This is a genomic window from Actinospineispora eucalypti (assembly GCF_039543365.1).
Taxonomy (GTDB): domain Bacteria; phylum Actinomycetota; class Actinomycetes; order Mycobacteriales; family Pseudonocardiaceae; genus Pseudonocardia; species Pseudonocardia eucalypti.
Genome location: NZ_BAABJP010000004.1, coordinates 94026 through 116566, shown reverse-complemented (window position 1 = coordinate 116566; position 22541 = coordinate 94026). Strand labels below are relative to the sequence as shown.

The following is a 22541-nucleotide window of genomic DNA, read 5'->3' as shown; positions in this document are numbered from 1 at the left end:
GTCACCCGCATGAGTGATGGCGGACGGTCGCGCCGAGGGCCGCTGGTGGCCCCGCTGCCCGTCACGCTGTTGCGCAGCCGGCGGCATGTGGATTTCTGCCGCACGGCCACCGCGCTCTGTTGGGCCTGACCGCGCACCCAGCTTTCTCCTCATCCACCCGAACTCGCCGGGCGGCGCCGGACAGCTGAACCCCCGGGGCACCGCCGTGCCCCGAAGCGGGCTGTCCGCCGGCCCCGGCCGACCGAAGGACTCATAGTGACGATCGCACCGGAACACACCGAGCTGTCCGTACGGCCGGTGGCCGGCCACATCGGCGCCGAGATCGACGGCGTCGACCTCTCCCGACCACTGGACGAGAACACCGTGGGTCGCCTCGCCGCCGCGCTGCACCGGTACAAGGTGATCTTCTTCCGGGACCAGCACCTGGACCACGCCGCGCAGATCCGGTTTGCCCGCCAGTTCGGCGACCTGACCTATGCGCACCCGCACGACGAGGCGCCGCCGGAGGGCTACCCGGAGATCTTCACGGTGGACCCGCGCCGCTACGACCAGCGTTACGGCAAGGACAATCCGGTGCGGACGCGCCGCCGGTACAGCTACTTCGCCGGCTGGCACACCGACGTCACGGCGGCGGTGAACCCACCGGCCGCGTCGATCCTGCGCGCCGAGACGGTCCCCGAGTTCGGTGGCGACACCACCTGGACCAACCTGGTCGCGGCCTACGAGGGCCTGTCCGCGCCGCTGCGCGGGTTCCTGGACACGCTGCGCGCCGAGCACCGCTACGGCGGCAGCGAGCAGCAGCTCACCACCGACCGCTACAGCCGGCGGGTGAACGACAACCTGCTGGTCGCCGTGCATCCGGTGGTGCGGGTGCACCCGGTGACCGGTGAGCGGGCGCTGTTCGTGAACCCCGGCTTCACCAGCCACATCCTGGACCTCTCGCCGAGGGAGAACCGGGCGCTGCTGGACCTGCTCTACGCCGAGCTGACCCGGCCCGAGTACACCGTGCGGTTCCGCTGGCTGCCGGGCAGCGTGGCGTTCTGGGACAACCGGGCCACCGCGCATCTGGCGCCGACCGACCTGGACCACCTGGACGTGGAGCGGACCCTGCACCGGGTGACGCTGATCGGGGAGCGGCCGGTCGGCCCGGACGGCCGGGAGTCGGAGCTGATCGCCGGCCGGGAGTTCACCGCCGACCACACCGTCGTCGCCGACTGAGCCAGGACGATGAACCTTTACGCCCACCGGCCGCGCGCCCTGGTGCTGGCCCTCGCTCTCGCCACCCTGCTCACCGCGTGCGGCGGCTCCGGCGGTACCGCCGGCGGCCTGGCCGCCGATGCCCCGCTGCCCACCCAGATCCCGCCCGCCACCAAGCTGGTGATCGCCGACCAGGCCGAGTACCAGCAGGTCGCGTTGCGGGAGTCGGGGGAGCTTCAGCGGTTGCCGTTCACCGCCGAGTTCGCCAACTTCACCGGCGGCCCGGCGATCCTGGAAGCGTTCCGGGCCGGCGCGGCCGACGTGGCGTGGGTCGGGGACACCCCGCCGATCCAGGCGCTGGCCGCCGGCGAGGACGTACCGATCATCTTCGCCCGGCAGACCGCGCCGCAGAGCACCCAGCTCGCGGTGACGCCGGGCAGCCGCATCCGGCACCTGACCGACCTGCGCGGCGCGAAGATCGCCTACGCGGAAGGCACCGCGCAACAGGTCATGGTGCTGCGCGCGCTGGAGAAGGCCGGCCTCCGCACCGCCGACGTGCAACTGGTGCGGTTGCAGCTGGCCGAGTTCAACGACGCGGTACGCCTCGGCCAGGTCGACGTGGCCCCGCTCAACGAACCCCGGCTGACCCGCTTCCTGGCCGAGGCCGCGCCCCGGGGTGGCGGGGTGATCGACCCGGCGGAGACCGCGGACATCTCCACCGGGCTGAACTACCTGTACGCCCGCCGGGCCGCGCTGGCCGATCCGGCCAAGGCCGCCGCGCTGCGGGCCTACGTCGGGCACTACCTGCGCGCGCTGCGCTGGGTCGACGAGCACCCGGCCGACTGGGTACAGGGCTACTACGTGCGCAACCAGGGCATCCCCGCCGCCGACGGGCAGCGGATCGTGGACTCCCTGGGCCGGTTCGGCTATCCCCGGCTCGACGCCGCGCTGGTCGGGCGCCAGCAGAGCACGATCGACGTGATCGACCGGGCCGGGCAGCTGCCCCGGAAGGTGAGCGCGGCGAGCGGCTTCGACCTGCGCTTCGACCAGGTCGTCACGTCCACCCCGCCGGTGAGCGGGAGCGGGTCATGACCGACCTGTCCGTGCGCCGCGTCGCTCCGGCGGGCGGCACGCTTGCCGAACGGGACCGCCTGGCCCCGCGCCCCTCGGCCCGGCGGCGGCTCGGGCCCGGCCGGCGGATACCCGGCGCGCTCGCGCTCGGGCCGCTGCTGCTGCTCGCGGCCTGGCTGGTCGCCTCGGCCACCGGGGTGCTCGACCCGCGCACGCTGTCCGAGCCCTGGACCGTGGTGAGCACGGCGGTCGACCTGACCGCCGACGGCCGGCTGCAGTCCAACCTGCTCACCTCGGTCCAGCGGGCCGGCCTCGCCCTGCTGCTCGGCGTGACCCTGGGCGTGGTGCTCGCCCTCATCGCCGGGCTGAGCCGGGTCGGGGAGGCGATCGTGGACGGCCCGATCCAGATCAAGCGGGCCATTCCCACGCTGGCACTGATCCCGCTGGCCATCCTGTGGTTCGGCATCGGCGAGCAGATGAAGATCATCCTCATCCTGACCAGCGTGCTGGTGCCGATCTACCTGAACACCCACGCCGCGCTGCGCGGCATCGACGAACGCTACGTGGAGCTGGCCGAGACCGTCGGGCTGTCCCGCTGGGCGTTCATCCGGAGGGTGGCGCTACCCGGCGCGCTGCCGGGGTTCTTCACCGGGCTGCGCCTGGGCGTGACCATGTCCTGGCTGGCGCTGGTGGTGGTCGAGCAGGTCAATGCCACCAGCGGCATCGGCTACCTGATGACCCAGGCCCGCACCTACGGGCAGACCGACATCATCGTGGTCGGGCTGGTGGTCTATGCGGTGTTCGGGCTGGTCGGCGACACCGCGGTCCGGTTGGTACAACGGAAGGCACTGGCGTGGCAGCGCACCTTGGGCAGCTGACGGCGGTCCGCACCAGGGGCCTGACCCGCGGCTACGCCGGGCGGGCGGTGCTGGACGGGGTCAACCTGGACATCGCGCCGGGGGAGTTCGTCGCGCTGCTCGGCCGCAGCGGCTCGGGCAAGAGCACCCTGCTGCGCGCCCTGGCCGGACTGGACGCCGGGGTGGCCGGCTCCGGCGAACTGCGTGTGCCCGACGACTCGCGGGTGGCCGTGGTCTTCCAGGACTCGCGGCTGCTGCCCTGGGCGCGGGTGCTGGAGAACGTCGTCCTGGGGCTGGACAGGCCCCGGGCCCTAGGGCTCGGGCGGGCCGCGCTGGCCGAGGTCGGCCTGGCTGGCCGGGAACGCGCCTGGCCGTCCGAGCTCTCCGGCGGCGAGCAGCAACGGGTCGCGCTGGCTCGCTCCCTGGTCCGCGAGCCCCAGTTGCTGCTCGCCGACGAGCCGTTCGGCGCGCTGGACGCGCTCACCCGGATTCGCATGCACACGCTGCTGCGGGAGCTCTGTCAGCGGCACCGACCGGCCGTGCTCCTGGTGACCCACGACGTGGACGAGGCCGTGCTGCTCGCCGATCGGGTACTGGTGCTGGAGGCCGGCCGCATCGTCGTCGACCGGTCGATCGAGCTGCGCCAACCCCGTGCGCACGGCGACCCGGCACTCCTCACCCACCGGCAGACGCTCCTGGAGGCCCTCGGCGTGGGCGGTGGGGAGCGTGCGGCATGCTTCGGGGATGGCTGAGCAGAGCGAGGGCGGGCGTCCGGCCGGGTGGGCGGTGAGCTCGCCGCCCGGGTGGCGGGCGATGGGCAAGGAAACCGGTGGGGGCGTGTGGATCGAGCCGGTCATCGCCTGGGCGATCTATGACAACGGATACGGGTATCCGGTGGTCCCTAACCGCGGTGACGGCCTGGTGGAGATCATGGAAAGCGGTGTCGAGCTGCTCGCCCCGGACGAGCCGGACCCGCCGAAGGAAGACGGCTGATCCGGCTCGCGTCAGAGGCCTAGGCGGGGACGTGGCTGCTGGGCGGCGGCCCGCTGGATGCGGCGGGTTGCTTGGCTCCCCGCACCATCGTGGCGTACAGGCCGCCGAACACCAGGACGGCGAATACGGCGAGCGTGATCGCCAGCTGGTCCTTGTAGTCGTCGTAGCGCCCGGTGAGCAGCAGTAGCGCGGGCAGCCAGGCGGTGACCCAGCCCTGGATCGCGCACACCGCGCCGGTGTAGCGGCTGAGGCTCTCCTTCTTCAGGCCCAGGACGAGGAAGAACAGCAGCCACAGGAATGTCCAGTAGAGCCAGATGACCCCGAACCCGGCGTCCTTGAAGTGCACGAAGTTCAACCCCGAGTAGACCAGCGCGGAGATCGTGACGAACAGGCAGAAGTAGCCCAGCCCGGTTCCGTCGAGGTCGAACGTCAGGTTCAGCGCGACGTACAGATAGGTGAACGCGAACAGGTACAGCCCCGCCGCCGACAGGATGGTGTCGGCGTTGCCGTTGGCGGTGAAGATCAGGTACGTGGGCGTGATGATCTGGAGCCCACCCACGAAGTAGTTCATCGGGGCGGCCGATTTCGGTTCGACCCAGCCCAGAAGCATGATCCCGTTGATGAACAGTACGGCTCCGACGAACAGCAGTCCCACAGATCCCATGGGTCCAGCCCTTTCTGCTCACGTGCATGGGTCCCGGAGGTGGGCGGGCACAGGCGGAGGCCCGCCCACCGGCCGAGCGCTGCTCAGGTCAGGCGGCCGACCGCGGAACGCCGATGCCGGGGTCGATCCTGGTCGGCCCGTCCTTGCCCGGCCGGACGTTGAAGTCGAAGATCTCGGTCGGGATGTAGACGGTCGAGCAGGAGTTAGGGATGTCCACCACGCCGGACAGCCGGCCCTCGATCGGCGCGGCGCCCAGGATCATGTAGGCCTGGATGTCGGAGTAGCCGAACCGCTGCAGGTAGTCGATCGCGTGCAGGCAGGCCCGCTGGTAGGACAGGTGCGAGTCCAGGTAGCGCTGTTCGCCGGACAGCGTCACCGAGGTGCCGGAGAACGCCAGCCACTCGCTGTACTGTGGGTCGGTGCGTCCGGGCATGAACACGGCGTTCTCCTGCACGCCGTACAGCTCCATGCCGTTCTTGATCACGTCGACGTGCAGGTCCATGAACCCGCCCATCTCGATCGCGCCGCAGAAGGTGATCTCGCCGTCGCCCTGGGAGAAGTGCAGGTCGCCCATGGACAGCTTGGCGTCCGGCACGAACACCGGGTAGAACACCCGTGATCCCTTGGTCAGGTTCTTGATGTCCTGGTTGCCGCCGTTCTCCCGGGGCGGGGCGGTGCGCGCGGCCTCGCGGGCCACCCGGTCGAACTCGTCGCCGGTGAGGCTGCCCAGGATCGCCGAGTCGGGCAGCGGTGGGAGCGCGAGCGGCGGCACCCGGTTCGGGTCGGTGTCGATCAGCGCCTGTTCGCGTGCGTTCCACGTGCGCAGCAGGTTCGCCGACGGCGCGGTGCCCATCAGCCCCGGGTGCACGATTCCGGTGAACGACACCCCCGGCACGTGCCGCGAGGTGGCCACTCCGCCCTGGAAGTCCCAGATCACCTTGTAGGCGTCGGGGAACTGCTCGGTCAGGAACCCGCCGCCGTTGCGGGTGGCGAACACGCCCGTGTACCCCCAGCCCTGGCCGGCCAGCGGGCCGGAGTCCTCCTGCGGGATGGGGCCGACGTCCAGGATGTCCACGATCAGCAGGTCACCGGGCTCGGCCCCCAGCACGGCGATCGGGCCGGAGAGCACGTGCACGCCGGGCAGCGGCGCGTTCAGGATGTCGTCGGCCGAGTCGTTGTTCTGGATGGCGCCGTCGAACCACTCCCGGCAGTGCACGCGGAACACGTCACCCGGCCTGACCTGCACCAGCGCCGGAATGTCCGGGTGCCAGCGGTTGTGGCCGACGATGCGTTGCTCGGTGAACTTCTTCTGCGAGTCGAGCGGGAATACGACCTCGGGCATGGGGATCAGCACTCCTTATCTGGGACACCGTCGAGGAACGATCCGTACCGAAGGGATGGGTGGTTCCGGCGGCTCAGGGCCGGGGCAGGGCGCGAGTTCTCGGGTCGGGCGAGGTGGGACGCTTCCGGCTCGTTGCCGAGGGCAGGGAGGACACGACGGCCGGCTCGGAACCGGACGCCTCGCAGCGGTCGATCACCGCCATGCGGCCCCGGTCGGCCCGCCGGAGCATCGGCGCGGTGATCACTCGCGCGGACGGCCCGCCGCAGCTCGGACAGGCCAGTGTGGCCGGCGCCGTGCCGATCGGCCGGCGTACGTCGAAGGAGCCGTCAAGGTCGCACCGGAACCCGTAGGTTGCCATGGGGACTCCTCCGCCGACAGCACTGTCCGCTGGAAATATTTTCCATGGAAACTACTTTGCGTGCCTGGTCGTGTCAAGAGAAGTCCAGCTTGGTGGCGGTGCGGAGGCGGTTCGCCACGGAGCGTGGCGGTGCGCCTCAGAGCTCCTGGACGACGTTCCAGAGCAGGCCGTCGGCGACCGCGAGGAACACCCGCTGCCGTAGATGCCGGTCGCGAACTTCGACCGTGCCGCGCGGGCTCTCGTAGGCGAGCCCCTCGGACACGGCGGTCATCTGCGGGACCCGCGCCGACCCCGCGCGGTGTATCAGCTTGGTGAGCAGCCGCACGCCCTCGTAGCAGGACTCGCCCAGGCTGTTGAGCACCGGCGCGTCCTGGCCGAAGCGGCGGAAGTAGGCGGCCGCGAAGTCCATCCCCGACGTCGTCGCCAGATCCTCGAAGTACCCGGCGGAGGTCATCAGCCCGCGCGTGTTCTCCGCTCCCGAGGCGAGCAGGACGTTCTCGTCGATCAGCGAGCTGAACCGCAGGATGTCCCGGTCCAGGCCGCTGGCGCTGAAGGCACGGTTGAATTCGACCGCGTCGTCGCCGATGAGCAGCATCAGCACGGCTTCGCAGCCGCTGGCCTCGACCCGGGCCAGAACCTTGGAGAAGTCGCTGGTACCGAGCGGGACGTACATCTCGTCGCAGACCGTTCCGTCGATCTGCCGCAGGTAGTGGTGCGCGGCCCGGGCGGACACCCTCGGCCAGACGTAGTCGTCGCCGACGATGGTCCACCGCCGGACGCCGGCGCAGCGCGCGAACCAGGACAGCGTCGGTCCGAGCTGCCGATCGGGCGTCTCGCCGGTGAGGAACACCCCGGGCCGGTGCTCGCCCCCCTCGTAGAGGGCGGTGTACGCGTACGGGACGCGGCCCCCGATCCTGGGGGCGACGGCCTCCCGGACGGCGGAGATGTGCCACCCGGTGACCGCCTCGACCACGCCGGCGCGGATCAGCGCGTCGACATCCGTGGCGACCCTCGCTGGCGTGGCGCCCCCGTCCACCGGCACCAGGTTCAGCTCGCGGCCGAGCACGCCGCCCTCGGCGTTGATCTCCTCCATGGCCAGCGTGGCGCAGCACTCGCAGGACGGCCCGAAGATGCCCGCCGGTCCCTGCAACGGGATGACGAGTGCCATGTTGAGCACGTCGCGTCCACGCGACGGCGGCACCGTGAGGTGCCGCGGCGCCGGGTGCGTCATGGCGATACGGTAGCCACTATCGACACGATCGTGTGAGTCGAATCGTCACGATAAGGTCACTCTGATCTGCGATAACATCGGCCGATGACAGTACGCCCGGACCGAACACCGCAGGTCGGCGACGAGTCCCTCCGTCGACTGTCCATGGTGGAGCGTGCCGTCACCCAGCGTCTGGACGAGGCGCTCAAGGTCCATGGTTCGGGAGTCGACCAGTGGCGGATCCTCTCGTTGCTGGTCGAACAGGGCGCCTGCCCGATGAACGCGGTCGCCGACCACGCGATGCTGCTGGCGCCCAAGCTGAGCAAGCTCGTGGACCGGATGGTGTCGACCAACCTGGTGTCCCGGCGGGTGGACAACGACGACCGCCGGCGCGTGCTGATCTTCGCCACCGCGCGCGGGCGGGCGGCTCTCGAGATCTGGGACGTCGCGGTGGCCGAGGTGCAGCTGCGGCTGCGGGAGATCCTGGGAGCGGACGCCGACCTGCTGGACAGCCTCCTGCGGCGGCTGTCCCGAGGCCTCCAGCCAGGTGCGTTGCCCGCCGCCGGGGACCCGGTGGAACCCGATGCGGTCCAGGCCGGCCGGGAGCCGGTCCTCTAGGGCGACACCGCGCCGCGTTAGGAACCCGTCAAGGACGGCGCCGGCCGCATCAAGGAGATGTGCGGCCGCCGCCGTGAGCGGCCCGGTCCGAGGCACGCTGCGGAGGAGTTCCGCGTCCGAATGGAGAACCCGGGGTGCCCAAGGAACGGACCCGGCGGCGCGGTCGGCTGCGGATCTACCTGGGGTGTGCCCCGGGCGTCGGAAAGACCTACGCCATGCTCGGCGAGGCCCACCGGCGAGTGGAGCGCGGGACCGACGTGGTGACCGGCATCGTGGAGACCCACGGCCGGGCGCAGACCGATGCCGTCCTCGCCGGCCTGGAGGTCGTGCCCCGCCGCGTGATCAACTACCGGGGCACGGAGCTCACCGAGCTCGATGTGCCGGCGGTGCTGGCCCGCGAGCCGGCCGTGGTGCTGGTGGACGAGCTGGCGCACACCAACGCGCCCGGCTCGAAGCACGAGAAGCGCTGGCAGGACATCGACGAGTTGCTGGCGGCCGGGATCGACGTGTTGTCCACGGTGAACGTGCAGCACCTGGAGTCGCTCAACGACGTGGTGCAGAAGATCACCGGGGTGCGGCAGCGCGAGACGGTGCCGGATGACTGGGTGCGCGAGGCCGACCAGATCGAGCTGGTGGACATCACGCCGGAGGCGCTGCGCCAGCGGATGGCGCAGGGTCACATCTACCGCCCGGAGAAGATCGACGCGGCGCTGTCGCACTACTTCAAACCGGTGAACCTGGTGGCGTTGCGCGAGATGGCGCTGCTGTGGGTGGCCGGCGCGGGGGACGACGCGACGCGCCGCTACCGCGCCGAGGCCGAGCAACCGGGCCGCGACGACTCCGGGGCGGAGGAGGAGCGGGTGGTGGTTGCGGTGACCGGCGGCCCGGAGAGCGAGACGGTGATCCGCCGAGCGGCCCGCATCGCCCAGCGCGCCGGCGACGCCGACCTGCTGTGCGTGCACATCCTGCGCCCGGACGGCCTCGGCGTCGCGCCGCACGCCCTGCCCAAGCTGCGCCGGCTGGCCGACGACGTCGGCGCCTCCTTCCACACCGTGGTCGGCGGCGACGAGGTGCCGGCGGCGCTGCTCGACTTCGCGCGCGGGGCCAACGCCACCCAGCTGGTGCTCGGCACCTCCCGGCGATCCCGGCTGGCCCGCCTCCTGCGGGGGAGCATCGGCGCCATCGTGGTGCGCGACTGCGGGCCGATCGACGTGCACCTGGTCACCCACACCGAGGGCGACGTCCGGGCCCGCCGGCGTCCTCGGCGCAGCCCGCTGCCCGCCCGCCGTCGCGTGCTCGGGTGGTTGCTCGCGTTCCTGCTGCCCACGGTGGCCACCGCGGCGGGGATGACGTTCGGCGGCGTGCTGGGGCTGCCGAGCGACGTGGTGCTGTTCCTGGCGGTCACCGTGGTGGTCGCGCTGGTCGGCGGGCTCCGGCCGGCGCTGTTCGCGGCGGCCGCCGGCGGCCTGATGCTCAACTACTTGCTCACGCCACCGATCTTCGCGTTCACCCTGGACCGGGGGAGTCTCATCGCGCTCGGAGCCATGGTCGCGGTGGCGATCGCGGTCGACCTCGTCGTCGACACCGCCGCCCGGCGCGCCGAACAGGCCAACCGGGCCCGCACCGAAGCCGCGCTGCTCGCCTCCTTCGCCCGCACCTCGTTCAGCCCGGCCGACCCGCTGCGGCAGCTGCTGGAGAAGACGGCCGAGGTGTTCGCGCTGAGCTCGGTGGCGTTGCTGGAGCGCTCCGACGAGGAGCCGGACGGGTGGATCTACGTCGCCTGCCTCGGTTCGCCCGACTGCGTGCGGCCCGAGGACGCCGAGATCGACGTCGAGGTCGACGACGACCACCACCTGGTCGGCACCGGCGGCCCGCTCGCGGCGGCGGACCGCCGGCTGCTGGAGACCGTCGGGGGCCAGGCGCTGCTCGCGCTGCGCGGCAACCGCATGGCCGAGGAGGCCGTCGAGGCGCGCCGCCAGGCCGAGGGGAACCCCGCCCGGGCCGCCCTGCTGGCCGGTGTGGGCGACGACCTGCGGGCCCCGCTCGCGGCGATCAAGACCGCGACCAGCAGCCTGCGCGACCCGGACCTGACCCTGTCCGGCGACGACGAAACCGAGCTGGCCGCCACCGTCGAGGAGTCCGCCGACCGGCTCACCAAGCTGGTGGACGATCTGCTGGACTCCTCCCGCATCGCCGCCGGCGCCATCAACCCGGCGCCGAGGCCCATCGGGTACGGCGAGGTGGTGGCGCTCGCGCTGACCGGCCTGGGCGACACCCGGCGGGTGGCGGTGGAGCTCGACGAAACGCTGCCGCACGTCCTCGGCGACCCCGGCCTGCTCGAGCGGGTGGTGGGCAACGTCGTGCGCGGCGCACTGCGCCGGGCCGGCGGCGGCGCGGTCGTCGTCCGGGGAGGCGCGCGGGAGGACGGGGTGCGGCTCGAGATCACCGAGCCCGGTCCCGAGGGCGACCAGGAGACCGACGAGCTTGGCCTGGCCGTCGCCCGAGGGCTGACCGCCGCGATGGGCGGCACCCTCACCGCCGACCGGCACCCGGGCGGCGGCCGCATCGTCGTGATCTGCCTGCCCGCCGCCCTGCCGGCCCGCGCCGACGCGGCGGGATGATCACCGGGCTACCGCCTCGAGCCGTGGTCGTCCTGCCGCTCCGACAGGGTGAAGTACAGCTCGGCGACGTCCTCGACCGGAAGCCGGGCCCGGCCGGGCTGCCCGGCCACGTCGACCACGTCCAGCAGCCCCGCCGCCCGGGGCAGTACCGAGGCGCGCCGGGCGAGGTCCGCCGGGACGCCGTCCGCGACCAGTTCGGCGGCCCGCCGCCGGACCTGCTCGGCGTCCCGCCCGCGCAGCAGCTCGGGCAGCCGCGCGAGCAGCACCGATATCTCCGGCCCGAGTCGCCCGACCTCGCCGGCGATCGCCAGCGGGAGCGGGCGGCGGGTGAGCAGCCAGCGAGCGGCGCCGTCCAGCAGCCGCCGCGAGTCGCGCACCATCCCATCGCTCACCCCGGTGGGCACCGCCGGGCCCAGCGCCGTGACGTCCGACCAGAACCGCCGCAGTCCGAATACCCCGGTCGCCACGCAGAACGCCCGCACCGCATCCTCCGCGCCGACCCCCAGATCCTCGGCCAGCCGGAACGCGAAGCTGGTGCCGGCGCCGTCGACCACCTCGTTGACCAGCACGGTCGCCACGATCTCCCGGCGCAGCGGGTGCCCGGCCAGGGCGTCGGCGAACCGGTCGGTCAGCGCGGCGGGGAAGTACCCGGTCAGCCGGTCGGCGAGCTCCGGCAGGTCCGGCAGCCCGGACTCCAGCACCGAGGCCTTCAGGTCCAGCTTCACGTGCGCGAGCAGGGTGGCCAGTTCGGGTGAGGTGAGGCCTTCGCCGGCGGCCTCCAGCGCGGCGAAACCGGCGGCGTCGGGCAGCAGCTCCAGCGCCCGGTCCAGGCCGCGCCGCGCCTCCAGGTCGGCGACCATCCGCCCGTGCACGCCGGCCGTCTCGGCGGCCTGCGAGCGGGACAGCCCGAGCGTGGCGTTCTGGCTGATGTTGTCCGCCAGGACCAGCGCCCCCACGTCGTCGGTCATCGCGCGCAGCAGGCCGTCCCGGTCCTCACGGCCCAGCGCGCCGGCCCGCATCAGGCGGTCCAACAGGATCTTGATGTTGACCTCGTGGTCGGAGCAGTCCACCCCGGCCGAGTTGTCCAGCGCATCGGTGTTGACCTTGCCTCCGGCCCGGGCGAACTCGATCCGGCCGGCCTGGGTCAGCCCGAGGTTGCCGCCCTCGCCGACCACCCGCACCCGCAGCTGGGCGCCATTCACCCGGACCGCGTCGTTGGCCTTGTCACCGGCCTCGGCGTGGGTCTCGGCGGAGGCCTTGACGTAGGTGCCGATTCCGCCGTTCCACAGCAGGTCGGCCGGGGCCAGCAGGATGGCCCGGACCAGCTCCGGGGGGCTCAGCCGGGTCACCTCGTCGGCCAGCCCCAGCGCGGCGCGGGCCTCCTTGCCGATCGGCACCGACTTCACCGCGCGCCCCCAGACCCCGCCGCCGGGGCTGATCAGCGCCCGGTCGTAGTCGTCCCAGGAGGACCGGGGCAGCCGGAACAGCCGCCGCCGCTCGGCGTAGGAGGTGGCCGGGTCCGGGGTCGGGTCGAGGAAGACGTGCCGGTGGTCGAACGCGGCGACCAGTCGGACGTGCTCGGACAGCAGCATCCCGTTGCCGAACACGTCGCCGGACATGTCGCCGACCCCGACCGCGGTGAACTCCTGGCTCTGGGTGTCCACCCCCAGCTCGCGGAAGTGCCGCTTCACGCTCTCCCAGGCGCCCCGGGCGGTGATGCCCATGGCCTTGTGGTCGTAGCCGACCGAGCCGCCGGAGGCGAACGCGTCGCCGAGCCAGAAGCCGCGCTCGACGGCCAGCGCGTTCGCCACGTCGGACATCCGGGCGGTGCCCTTGTCGGCGGCGACCACGAGGTAGCTGTCGTCGCCGTCGTGCCGCACCACCCCGGGCGGCGGCGCCACCCTTCCGTCCACCCGGTTGTCGGTGACGTCCAGCAGCGCCGAGATGAACGTCCGGTAGCAGGCGGTGACCTCGTCGGGGCCCGGGTCGGGCGCGGTCACCACGAAACCGCCCTTGGCGCCCACCGGGACGATCACCGCGTTCTTCACCGCCTGCGCCTTGACCAGCCCCAGGATCTCGGTGCGGAAGTCCGCCGCCCGGTCCGACCAGCGCAGCCCGCCCCGGGCCACCGGCCCGAACCGCAGGTGCACTCCCCGCACCCTCGGCGAGTCCACGAAGATCTCGAACCGGGGGCGTGGCGCGGGCATCTCCGGCACCCCGGCCGGATCGATCTTGAACGAGAGGAACGGGCGGTCCCGGTAGTAGTTGGTGCGCAGGGTGGCGGTGATCGCGCCCAGGTAGCCGCGCAGGATCCGGTCGGCGTCCAGCCCGGCGACCGCATCGACCAGCGCCGATGCCTCCTCCAGCGCGTCGGCCCGGGTACCGGGGGCGGCGGCCGGGTCGAAGCGCGCGGCGAACAGCCGCAGCAGCGCCCGGCTCACCCCGGCGTGCTCGATCAGCGTGTCGGCCACGTAGTCCGGGCCGAACGGGCCGCCCAGCTGGCGGGCGTACCCGGCGTAGGCGCGGAGCAACGCGGCCTCCCGCCAGCGCAGCCCGACCCGGGGCACCAGCGCGTTGAACCGGTCCACCTCGGCGTCACCGCGCCAGGCGGCCAGGAAGGCCGCGCAGAACTCCCGCCGCGCCCCGGCCTGCCCGGACAGCGTCAGCGCGGTCGCCGGGTCCACGCGCAGCCCGAAGTCGTAGATCCAGCACGACCGGCCGTCCGGCCGGAGGATCTCGTACGGGTGCTCGTCCAGCACCTCCACCCCGAGGCTCTGCAACACCGGCAGCACCGAGGACAGGGTGACCCCGCTGCCGGTCAGGAACAGCCGGAACCGGAACTCGCCCGGCTCGGTTCCCGGTTCGAGAACCAGGTCGGACGCGCCGGCACCGCCGAGTGCGCGGACGCGGCGCAGGTCGGCCAGCGCGCGCAGCGGGTCGACGTCGTCCTTGTAGCCGTCCGGCAGCCCGGCCAGGTAGTCGACGAGGTCGGGCTCGCCCGCGCCGGCCACGTCCAGCGCCCAGTCGTCCCAGGTCAGGATCGCCGCGGCGAGCTGGGCCTGTAGCCGCTGCTGGTCGGGTGGCGGGGTCTCGGGGTCGGTCAGCACGGTGAAGTGCACCAGCGCCAGGCTGGACTCGCCGATGCGCGCGGTGTACTCGATGCGCCGCCCGCCCAGCTCGCGCAGCAGCACCTGCTGCATGGCCAGCCGGGTCCGGGTGGAGTAGCGGTCCCGGGGCAGGTAGACCAGGCAGGAGAAGAACCGGCGGTACGGCTCGCGGCGCAGGAACAGCCGCAGCCGCCGGGGCTGGGTGGGGGACAGCATCCCGGTGGCGACCTCGCGGAGCCCCCGCTCGCTGGCCCAGAACAGCTCCTCGCGCGGGTACTCGGAGATCACCTCGAGCATGCGCTGGCCGGCGTAGGACTCCAGCGGGTGTCCGGCCCGGTGGAGCGCGGCCCGGACCCGCCCCCGCACCGACGGAATGTCCAGCACGTCCGCCCGCAGCGCGGCCACCGTGAGCAGCCCGAGGAACCGGTGCTCGCCGACCACCCGGCCGGCCCCGTCGGTGATGGCGATGCCGAGCTGGTACGGGAACACCGGCCGCAGCACCCGGCTGGGCAACCCGGCCCTGGTCAGCACCAACGCGCGGTATCCGGCACCGTTGCCGTCTCCGGCGCCGTCCATGTCCGGGGCCGGCGCGTCCGAGGGCGGCCGGGAGCGCAGGCTGTCCCCGCGCAGCACCCCCAGCCCGGAGGCCAGCTCGGCCCGTACGCGGGGGTACCCGTTCCCCGGGTGCACCCGGTATCGGCGATAGCCCAGGAACGTGGAGTGCCCGTCGGCCAGCCAGCGCAGCAACTCGGCCGCTTCGCCCAACTCGGCCGCTTTGCCCGGCTCGGTGCTCGCGCGCCCGGCCGAGGCGGCGGCCAGCTCGCCGGCCACCTCCAGCGCGGCCGCGATCATCCGGTCGCGGTCGTGGACGGTATCCCGGACGTCGGTGAGCACGCCGCGCAGCTCGTCACCCAGGTCGTCCGCCTCGTCGGCCGGGAACGGGTCCAGCTCCACATGGATCCAGCGCTCCACCACCTCCGCCCGCGCCGCGTCCGGGCCGGCCAGCACCTGGGTGAGCTCGCCGGCCAGCGTCCGCCGCACCGGCACCGCCGGGTCGATCACCCGCCGTACCCGCCCGCCGACCCGGCCGATCCCCGCCAGCACCGACTCGACCAGGTACGGCATGTCGTCGGTGACGATCTGCACCACGGTGCCGCGCCGGTCACCGGCCGCCTCGCCCACCAGCAGCAGCGGCCGGCCCGGCACCCGCTCGGCCGCCAACGCGGCCGCCGCTCCCGCCGCCCGCCGCAGGGCCGCCTCCGCCTCGGCCGGACCGCGCACGCCCAACCCGTCCGGCGAGGCATGCTCGAGGTAGAGCCGGTGCAGCTCGGCCAGCCAGGACGGGTTTCGCATCGCGATTCGCCACCCCCGCGTCAGGAGAGGTGACCACACTACTGTAACCGCGGTCACATTCGGCTCCGTGTCCAAGCGGCGCACCTCAACCGCCGCAAACAAAGATCAGCCACTCCGCGCCGTGCGGCGGCGGCAACTCGCCGTTGGGTTGCCTTTCGAGAGGTTGTCCAGTTCTGGAATTGTCGTTCTGTAGTATGAAACGCATGAGGTTTGCCGCCGCGTTGCACGGGATCGGCGCGAGCGATCCGGCGGCGCTGGCCGGCTATCAGCTGGCCACCGCCCGTGCGGCGCGGGACGCGGGTTACGCGGCGGTGGTTGCCGGGCAGCACTTCCTGGCCGGCCCCTACCTGCAACCGCTGCCGCTGCTGGCCCGGCTGGTCCCGGAGACCGGGTCGATGCGCCTGGTGGCCGGGGTGCTGCTGATGCCGTTTCTGCACCCGGTGGTGCTGGCCGAGGAGCTGGCCACGCTGGACGTGCTGTCCGGCGGGCGGCTGGTGATCGGTGCCGGCCAGGGTTACCGGGACCACGAGTTCGACGCGTTCGGGGTGCCCCGTGCGGAGCGGCTGGGTCGGCAGCTGTCGGTCCTGGACCGGTTGACCGGGCTGTGGGCGGCCGATCCGCCGGACGGTCCGCTGCGGCCGGTGCAGCGCCCGCGCCCGCCGATCTGGTACGCCGCCGCGAGCCGGCGCACCTTCGACCGGGCGGTGGCCAGGGGCTACGTGCCGTTCATCGGTGGCCAGGTGTCCCGGGCGGCGGTCGCGGACCTGGTTGCGGGGTCGGCGGCTCCGGTCGAGTCGGTGGTGTTGCGCCGGGATGTACTGGTCACCGACCTGCTCGGTGCGGCCGAGGTTGCGCGCTCCGTGCGCGCGCACCGCGCGGCCTATCCCCGCTGGTACTCGCCGGACGCCGGGTCCAACCCGCCGGGGGAGCCGCTGGTGGTCGGGCCGCTCGCGGAGTGTCGGGACCGGCTGCTGGCGCTGGCGGCGGACGGCGTGGATACGGTGGTGATCCGCTGTCACTGGCCGGAGCTGGACCCGGCCGTGGGGGTGGACCTGCTGGTGGCGCTGGCCGAGGGCCTGGGCCTGGGCGAACCGACGGAGGCCGGATGAATCCGACAGTCCCGGAGACGGGCAACGACGGCGTCCCGGTGCGGGCGGTCAGTCGGGCGGTGGCACTGCTGGTCGCGCTGACCGACGGGCCGCGCACCCTCGGCCACCTCGCGGCCGCCACCGGGCTCTCCAAGACCACCGCGTTCCGCCTGCTGGGCACGCTGGCGGGCAGCTACCTGGTGGTGCAGGACCCGAAGGGCGGCATGTACAGCCTCGGGCCCGGGTGCTTCCAGTTCCTGGAGGCGCTGAGCAGCCCGGGCAACGGCCTGGAGATCGTGGCCCGGCCGGAGCTGGAGCGGTTGCGGGTGGAGACCGAGGAGACCGCCGCGCTGCACGTGCGGGTGGGTGGCCAGCGCATCTGCGTCACCGAGCTGCCGAGTGCCCGGCCGATCCGCTACATCGCCGGGATCGGGGTCGCCGAGCCGGTGCACGCCGGGTCCGCCGGCAAGGTGCTGTTGGCCTGGCTGAACCCGGACGACCTCGAGCACCTGCTGGACCGCATCACCCTGGTGCCCCGCACCTCGGCGACGATCACCAACCGCGAGGTCCTGATGGGAGAGCTGGCCGAGGTCCGCGAGCGGGGCTGGGCGCTCAGCCACGGTGAGCGGATCGACGGCGCGGTGGGGGTGAGCGTTCCGGTGCGCGACGCGGCCGGCGGGGTGCTGGCCTCGCTGAGCGTGATCGGCCCGGCCGCCCGGCTGACCGACCAGCGGGCCGAGGAGGTGCTGCCGGAGGTGCTGGCCACGGCGGAGCGGATCACCCAGCGGCTGGTGGCCCTGGGTGACACCCGGCAACCGGTGGCGGGCTGACCGTCCGGCCCCTCTGAGGTAAGTCATGGCGCGCTGCCGGTAAGCAGCTGCGGCCAAGATGCGTTTCATCTGACAGTCCAACAGTTCCGGTACGTGGTACGTTGCCGGCATGGACGTTGAAGTCGTCGGAGTCGGGATGCATCCCTTTGGGAGCTTCCCGGAGCTGTCCCTGAAGGACCTGTGCCGGGTGGCGGTGGTGCGGGCGGTGCGCGACGCCGGGCTGACCCTGGCCGACGTGCAGGCGGTGTACTCGGGCAACAGCCTGGCCGGGCTGCTCACCGGCCAGGAGCAGGTGCGCGGGCAGACCGTGGTGCGCGACCTCGGCATCGAGGGCGTCCCGGTGACCAACGTGGAGAACGCCTGCGCCAGCGGTTCCACCGCGTTCCGCGAGGCGGTGGCGGCGGTGGCGGCCGGGTTCGCCGACGTGGTGCTGGTGCTCGGGCACGAGAAGATGTGCGTCGGGGACCGGGGGCGGAGCCTGGAGGCGCTGCGCACCGCCGCCGACCTGGACGCCACCCGGGGCCTCGGGCTGCAGTTCACCGCCGTCTACGCGATGCGGCTGCGCAACCGGCTGGACGAGGGCAGCCTGACCCTGGATGACCTGGCGGCGGCCGCCGTCAAGTCGCACGCCGCCGGTGCGCGCAACCCCTACGCGCAGTACCGCAACGAGGTGACCGCCGAGCAGGTGCTGGCCAGCCGCATGATCGCGGACCCGCTGACCCTGCTCATGTGCGGCTCGATCAGCGACGGGGCGGCCGCCGCCGTGGTGGCCCGGCCGGGCGTGGTGCCCGGCGACCGGCCCCGCGTGCGGGTGCGGGCCAGCGCGATGCGCACCGCCCGCTCCACCCGGACCGACGCCCAGCCCACGGTCGCCACCGAGACCGCCGAGGCGGCCTACGAGCAGAGCGGCGTCGGGCCGGCGGACCTCGACGTGCTGGAGGTGCACGACGCCATGGCCCCCGGAGAACTGCTCTACTACGAACAGCTGGGCCTGTGCGGGTACGGCGAGGCGGGGCGGCTGCTGCGCGAGGGGGTGACCGGCCCGGGCGGGCGGCACCCGGTGAACCCGAGCGGCGGGCTCTCCTCACGGGGTCACCCGGTGGGCGCCACCGGGGTGGCGCAGATCGCCGAGCTCACCTGGCAGCTGCGCGGCGAGGCGGCGGACCGGCAGGCGCCGGGCGCCCGCCTCGCGCTGGCCCACAACAGCGGCGGGTGGATGGACGGCGACTCCGCGGTCTGCAGCGTGCACATCCTGGAGCGGGTGGCATGACCAACCTGTTGCGCGCGGTTGACGCCACTCCCACCGGGCAGCGCCGGCCGGTGGACTTCGAGCGGGGCCTGCTGGTCGGATCGCGCTGCCTGGACTGCGCCTGGCTGAGCTGGCCGCCCCGCGCGGGCTGCCCCCTGTGCCACGGCGTGCGGGTGGAGCCGGCCGCGCTGCCCACCCAGGGCGTGCTCTACAGCTGGACCCGGGTGTGGGTGCCGGTCGAGGGGATCACGCCGCCCTACCTGCTCGGCCTGGTGCGGCTGGCCGGCGTGCGGGTGTTCGGGCACATCCGTGACCTGCCGGAGGACGCCACCGTGCCGACCCCGGTCCAGCTGCGGGTGGCGGAGTCGTCGGCCCCGCCGTTCTGGTTCGTTCCGGGGGAGAGCTGATGGATCTGGCGTACCTGCTGCGCAGGGGCATCCGGGAGAACGCGGCCCGGCCGGCCGTGAGCACCGGGCGGGGCCGGCTGAGCTACCGCGAGCTGCAGGACCAGGCGTGCCGCCTGGCCAACGCGCTGGCCGGGTTGGGCCTGCGCCGGGGCGACCGGGTGGCCGTGCTGCTGGAGAACCGGCTGGAGTACCCGGTGGTCGACGTGGCGCTGGCCTACGCCGGGCTGGTCCGGGTCGCGCTGAACGTGCGGATGACCGGCGCGGACTTCGGCTACATCCTCCGGGACTGCACCGCCCGGGCGCTGCTCACCCAGGCCAGCTTCGACGAGACCGTCGCCGAGCTGGTCGCCGACGGCGAGCCGAGGTGGATCCGCGTGGCCGACGGGGACGCGGTCCAGTCCCGCCCACCCGTACCCTCCGGCGCCCACGACTACGCCGACCTGCTCGCGGCGGCCAGCCCGGACCTCCCCCCGACCCCGGCCAACGCCGGCGAGCTGGCCTGGATCGCGTACACCTCGGGGACCACCGGCCGGCCGAAGGGCGTCATGCTGAGCCAGGGCGCGCTGGCCCAGGTGGCGGTGAACCTGATGGTCGAGCTGGGGGTGGAGACCACCTCGGACTCGGTGCTGCTGGTGCAGCCGCTGTCCCACGGGGCCGGGTACTTCACGCTGCCCTACCTGGCCTGCGGCGGACACCTGCACGTCCGGCACGGCTTCGACGCGGAGGAGGTGGTCGGGCTCAGCCGGCGCGAACGGGTGCGCACCCTCAAACTGGTGCCCACCATGCTGCTGGACATGCTGGACGTGCCCGACACCCCGGCGTTCGACAACATCGTCTACGGCGCCGCCCCGATCTCCGAGGCGGTGCTCGGCCAGGCCCTGGACCGCTACGGCCCGGTGTTGGCCCAGCTCTACGGCCAGTCCGAGGCGCCCATGACGATCAGCTACCTGGGCCGGGCGGACCACCGGCCCGGCGAGCCCAGGGTGCGCTCGGCCGGCCGCCCGTGGCGCAGTGTCCGGGTGGACGTGGTCGACCCGGACGGCAACTCCCTGCCGGCCGGCCAGACCGGTGAGATCGTGGTGGCCGGCGGGCACACCATGACCGGGTACTACCGGCAGCCTGAGCTGACCGCCGAGGTCATGCGGGACGGCTGGATCTGGACCAGGGACATGGGGTTCCGCGACGACGAAGGCTATCTCTACCTGCGCGGACGCCGCGACGAGATGATCAACTCGGGCGGCTTCAACATCGCGCCGAAGGAGGTCGAGGACGTGGTCTCCCGGTATCCCGGGGTGCGGGAGGTGGCGGCGGTGGGGGTGCCCCACGAGCGCTGGGGCGAGGCGGTCCGGGTGTACGTCGCGGCGGAGCCCGGGGTGACCCTGGACGAGGCCGGGCTGGCCGAGTTCTGCCGGCCGGAGCTGGGCTTCCGCCGCCCCCGGTCGATCGTGGTCGTCACCGGCCTGCCCCGCACCTCCTACGGCAAGATCGACCGGCGGCGGCTGCTGGAGGTGCCGTCGTGAGCGCCGAGCCGAGCCGGGCCAACGACTCCGAGGTGCCGATCCACCGGCACTACGGGCCGCCGCCCCCGGATCCCGCGCTGGCCGAGTGGGTCGCCCGCCGGACCGAGTCGCCGGCGCCGTTCCGCCCGCGCGCCATGGTCTACACCGGCCAGGGCAGCCCGGAGATGACCGGCGAGCGGGTCCGGCTGCTGCAGGAGGTCGGCGCGGAGTCGGTGCTGCTGGCCTGCGACCTGCCCGCCCAGCTCGGGTACGACCCGGACCACCGGCTCTCCCGCGCGCAGGTGGGCCGGGCCGGCGTGTCCTGCGGAACCCTGGACGACCTGCGGGCCATCTGCGCGCCGCTGGACCTGGAGCGCCTGGACAGCCTGGGCATGCTGGCCAACAGCGTCGGGCACGTCGGCCTGCCGATGGTGCACGAGGTGCTGCGCGAGCGCGGCGCCGAGCATGTCCGGCTGGTCATGCAGAACGACCCGCTCAAGGAGTTCACCGCGCGGGGCACCGAGCTGTTCACCCCGGAGCAGGCGGTGCGGATCGCCTGCGACGCGGTGGCCTACGCGATCGATCAGGACATCCCCGGCTACGCGATGACGGTGTGCTCCAACCACTACGACGTGGCCGGCGCCGGACCGGTGCGGGCGCTGGCCATCGCCCTGGCCAACGGGGTCGCCTACCTGTCCGAGCTGGTCGCCCGGGGCTACCCGGCGGCCGACGCGGCCCGGCGGATCATGCTGTTCGTGAACGAGCGCAGCGACCTGTTCGTCGGCGCGGCGGTGTTCCGGGTGGCCCGCTCGCTGTGGGGCCGGCTGTTGGCGGACCGGTTCGGGGTGGCGCCGGCCGACGTCCCGCCGGTGGCGCTGATGGGGTACGCCCACGGCCTGGAGACCAGCAACGAGCCGCTGGTCAACGTGCCCCGCTGCACGCTCAGCGTGCTCGCCGCCGTGATGGGCGGGGCCGACTACCTGTGCGCGGCGTCCTACGACGAGGCGCTGCGGGTGCCCTCGCCGGACGCCGCGGCACTGGCCGTGCGCACCCTGCGCGTGGTCGGGGAGGAGCACGGCGCCGCCGCCTCGCTCGACCCGCTCGCCGGCGGGTACAAGTTCACCGAGGTGGAAGCGGCGGTGCGGGGCGAGGTGGAGGGCGAGCTGGAACGCATCGAGGAACGCGGCGGCGCGCTGGCCTGCCTGCACAACGGCTACCTGGCCAGCGTGCTCGACCGGGGGCGCGGCACCCGGCAGCGCCAGCTCGAGACCGGGGAGCGCACCTTCATCGGGGAGAACGCGGTGACCGCGGCGCACCACCGGGAGCTGTTCGCCGGGTCCACCCAGCCCACCTCCGGACTGGACCGGGTGGAGCCGGAGCTGGTGGAACGGGTCCGCAAGCACCGCGAGCGGCACGCCGGCCCCGTGCTGGACGCCGCCCTCGCCGGGGTCCGCCGGGCGGCGGCCGGTTCGGACAACCTGGTGCCCCCGACGGTCGACGCGTTGCGCGAGGGAGCGACGATGCAGCAGCTGCTGGACGCCACCCGCGCCGGCTTCGACGAAGCCCCATGAGCCGCGCGCCGAGGGTGGTGCTGGCCAAGGTCGGGCTGGACGGCCACGACGCCGGCATCCTGCTGATCGCCAAGCGGCTCACCGCCGCCGGGGCAGAGGTCGTCTACCTGGGCAAACGGAACCTTCCGGACGCCATCGTGGCCGCCGCCATCGCCGAGGACGCCGACGCCGTCGGGGTGAGCTCGCTCAGCGGCGGCCTCGGCGAGTTCGGCATCGAGGTGGTGCGCCTGCTCGCCGACCGCGCCGCGGACATCCCGGTCATCAGCGGCGGCATCGCCGAGGACGCCGAGGTGCGAGCCCTCCTGGACGCCGGCGTGACCCACCACTTCGGCCCCGGCGAACCCATCGCCGACGTGGTCGCCAAATTCTTCGAAGTCACCGCCGACGGGAACTAGCCCCAATGCTGCTCAGTTAAGGCGCCGCGCCCGTCGTCAATGTCGGCGTGCGGTGTCGGTGGGGGTTGGGTTCGAAAGATGGCCTGGACGGCGGCGCGGTGGCGAGCTTTG

The 22541-nt window shown here is 73.2% G+C and carries 19 protein-coding genes; 14 read left to right on the top strand and 5 right to left on the bottom strand.

The window, feature by feature from the left end; all coding sequences use genetic code 11:
• The first annotated feature begins 255 nt into the window (after window positions 1-255).
• The 5 genes from ABEB12_RS05570 to ABEB12_RS05550 are packed head-to-tail and all read left to right on the top strand — an operon-like array spanning window position 256 to window position 4118.
• Window positions 256-1218 carry a TauD/TfdA family dioxygenase gene (locus ABEB12_RS05570; RefSeq protein WP_185062695.1) on the top strand — a complete coding sequence of 321 codons (963 nt, stop codon included), beginning with the start codon at window positions 256-258 and terminating at the stop codon, window positions 1216-1218.
• Window positions 1219-1227: 9 nt separating this feature from the next.
• Window positions 1228-2289, top strand: coding sequence for a PhnD/SsuA/transferrin family substrate-binding protein (locus ABEB12_RS05565; RefSeq protein WP_185062694.1), 1062 nt, complete (start codon window positions 1228-1230; stop codon window positions 2287-2289).
• Entirely contained in the window at window positions 2286-3146 is an 861-nt protein-coding gene (locus tag ABEB12_RS05560; RefSeq protein WP_185062693.1) for an ABC transporter permease subunit, read from the top strand. The genes ABEB12_RS05565 and ABEB12_RS05560 overlap by 4 nt, the downstream gene beginning before the upstream one ends.
• Complete coding sequence (locus ABEB12_RS05555) at window positions 3122-3877, top strand: ATP-binding cassette domain-containing protein (RefSeq protein WP_185062692.1); 756 nt, start codon at window positions 3122-3124, stop codon at window positions 3875-3877. Before ABEB12_RS05560 ends, ABEB12_RS05555 begins: the two co-directional genes overlap by 25 nt.
• Window positions 3870-4118: a hypothetical protein gene (locus ABEB12_RS05550; protein ID WP_185062691.1), complete on the top strand. Its 249-nt coding sequence runs from the start codon at window positions 3870-3872 to the stop codon at window positions 4116-4118. Before ABEB12_RS05555 ends, ABEB12_RS05550 begins: the two co-directional genes overlap by 8 nt.
• Before the next feature lie 19 nt (window positions 4119-4137).
• Here the strand turns inward: ABEB12_RS05550 and ABEB12_RS05545 are convergent, their stop codons facing one another.
• The 4 genes from ABEB12_RS05545 to ABEB12_RS05530 form a co-directional block, all read right to left on the bottom strand.
• The gene (locus ABEB12_RS05545; RefSeq protein WP_185062690.1) at window positions 4138-4782 is read right to left on the bottom strand and encodes an AmiS/UreI family transporter; all 645 of its coding nucleotides are present in this window, start codon (window positions 4780-4782) and stop codon (window positions 4138-4140) included.
• 88 nt (window positions 4783-4870) lie between these two features.
• Window positions 4871-6124, bottom strand: coding sequence for a formamidase (fmdA, locus tag ABEB12_RS05540; protein ID WP_185062689.1), 1254 nt, complete (start codon window positions 6122-6124; stop codon window positions 4871-4873).
• Between the two features lie 73 nt (window positions 6125-6197).
• Window positions 6198-6482 carry an FmdB family zinc ribbon protein gene (locus ABEB12_RS05535; RefSeq protein ID WP_185062688.1) on the bottom strand — a complete coding sequence of 95 codons (285 nt, stop codon included), beginning with the start codon at window positions 6480-6482 and terminating at the stop codon, window positions 6198-6200.
• A gap of 136 nt (window positions 6483-6618) precedes the next feature.
• Window positions 6619-7713 carry a substrate-binding domain-containing protein gene (locus ABEB12_RS05530; RefSeq protein ID WP_425572215.1) on the bottom strand — a complete coding sequence of 365 codons (1095 nt, stop codon included), beginning with the start codon at window positions 7711-7713 and terminating at the stop codon, window positions 6619-6621.
• An 84-nt stretch (window positions 7714-7797) separates the two neighbouring features.
• Between ABEB12_RS05530 and ABEB12_RS05525 the strand changes: the two genes are divergently transcribed.
• Together ABEB12_RS05525 and ABEB12_RS05520 are read left to right on the top strand one after the other, a co-directional pair.
• Window positions 7798-8310: a MarR family transcriptional regulator gene (locus ABEB12_RS05525; RefSeq protein ID WP_185062687.1), complete on the top strand. Its 513-nt coding sequence runs from the start codon at window positions 7798-7800 to the stop codon at window positions 8308-8310.
• Between the two features lie 134 nt (window positions 8311-8444).
• Window positions 8445-10931, top strand: coding sequence for a sensor histidine kinase (locus ABEB12_RS05520; RefSeq protein ID WP_345702588.1), 2487 nt, complete (start codon window positions 8445-8447; stop codon window positions 10929-10931).
• An 8-nt stretch (window positions 10932-10939) separates the two neighbouring features.
• Here ABEB12_RS05520 and ABEB12_RS05515 read toward each other — a convergent pair whose 3' ends face one another.
• Window positions 10940-15391 (bottom strand): NAD-glutamate dehydrogenase domain-containing protein, encoded by a 4452-nt coding sequence (locus tag ABEB12_RS05515; protein WP_185062686.1) that lies wholly within the window; start codon window positions 15389-15391, stop codon window positions 10940-10942.
• Window positions 15392-15594: 203 nt separating this feature from the next.
• On the opposite strand from ABEB12_RS05515, the gene ABEB12_RS05510 reads away from it, so the two are divergent.
• The 7 genes from ABEB12_RS05510 (at window position 15595) to ABEB12_RS05480 (ending at window position 22430) form a co-directional block, all read left to right on the top strand.
• Window positions 15595-16500 (top strand): LLM class flavin-dependent oxidoreductase, encoded by a 906-nt coding sequence (locus tag ABEB12_RS05510; protein WP_185062685.1) that lies wholly within the window; start codon window positions 15595-15597, stop codon window positions 16498-16500.
• The gene (locus ABEB12_RS05505) at window positions 16497-17309 is read left to right on the top strand and encodes an IclR family transcriptional regulator domain-containing protein (RefSeq protein WP_185062684.1); all 813 of its coding nucleotides are present in this window, start codon (window positions 16497-16499) and stop codon (window positions 17307-17309) included. Before ABEB12_RS05510 ends, ABEB12_RS05505 begins: the two co-directional genes overlap by 4 nt.
• 109 nt (window positions 17310-17418) lie before the next feature.
• Window positions 17419-18579: a thiolase C-terminal domain-containing protein gene (locus ABEB12_RS05500; protein ID WP_185062683.1), complete on the top strand. Its 1161-nt coding sequence runs from the start codon at window positions 17419-17421 to the stop codon at window positions 18577-18579.
• Complete coding sequence (locus ABEB12_RS05495; RefSeq protein WP_185062682.1) at window positions 18576-18965, top strand: OB-fold domain-containing protein; 390 nt, start codon at window positions 18576-18578, stop codon at window positions 18963-18965. Before ABEB12_RS05500 ends, ABEB12_RS05495 begins: the two co-directional genes overlap by 4 nt.
• Window positions 18965-20485 carry an AMP-binding protein gene (locus ABEB12_RS05490; protein ID WP_185062681.1) on the top strand — a complete coding sequence of 507 codons (1521 nt, stop codon included), beginning with the start codon at window positions 18965-18967 and terminating at the stop codon, window positions 20483-20485. The genes ABEB12_RS05495 and ABEB12_RS05490 overlap by 1 nt, the downstream gene beginning before the upstream one ends.
• Window positions 20482-22035 (top strand): methylmalonyl-CoA mutase family protein, encoded by a 1554-nt coding sequence (locus ABEB12_RS05485; protein WP_185062680.1) that lies wholly within the window; start codon window positions 20482-20484, stop codon window positions 22033-22035. Before ABEB12_RS05490 ends, ABEB12_RS05485 begins: the two co-directional genes overlap by 4 nt.
• A complete protein-coding gene (locus ABEB12_RS05480) occupies window positions 22032-22430 on the top strand; it encodes a cobalamin-dependent protein (RefSeq protein WP_185062679.1) in 399 nt (132 codons plus the stop codon). Before ABEB12_RS05485 ends, ABEB12_RS05480 begins: the two co-directional genes overlap by 4 nt.
• Window positions 22431-22541 lie beyond the last annotated feature (111 nt).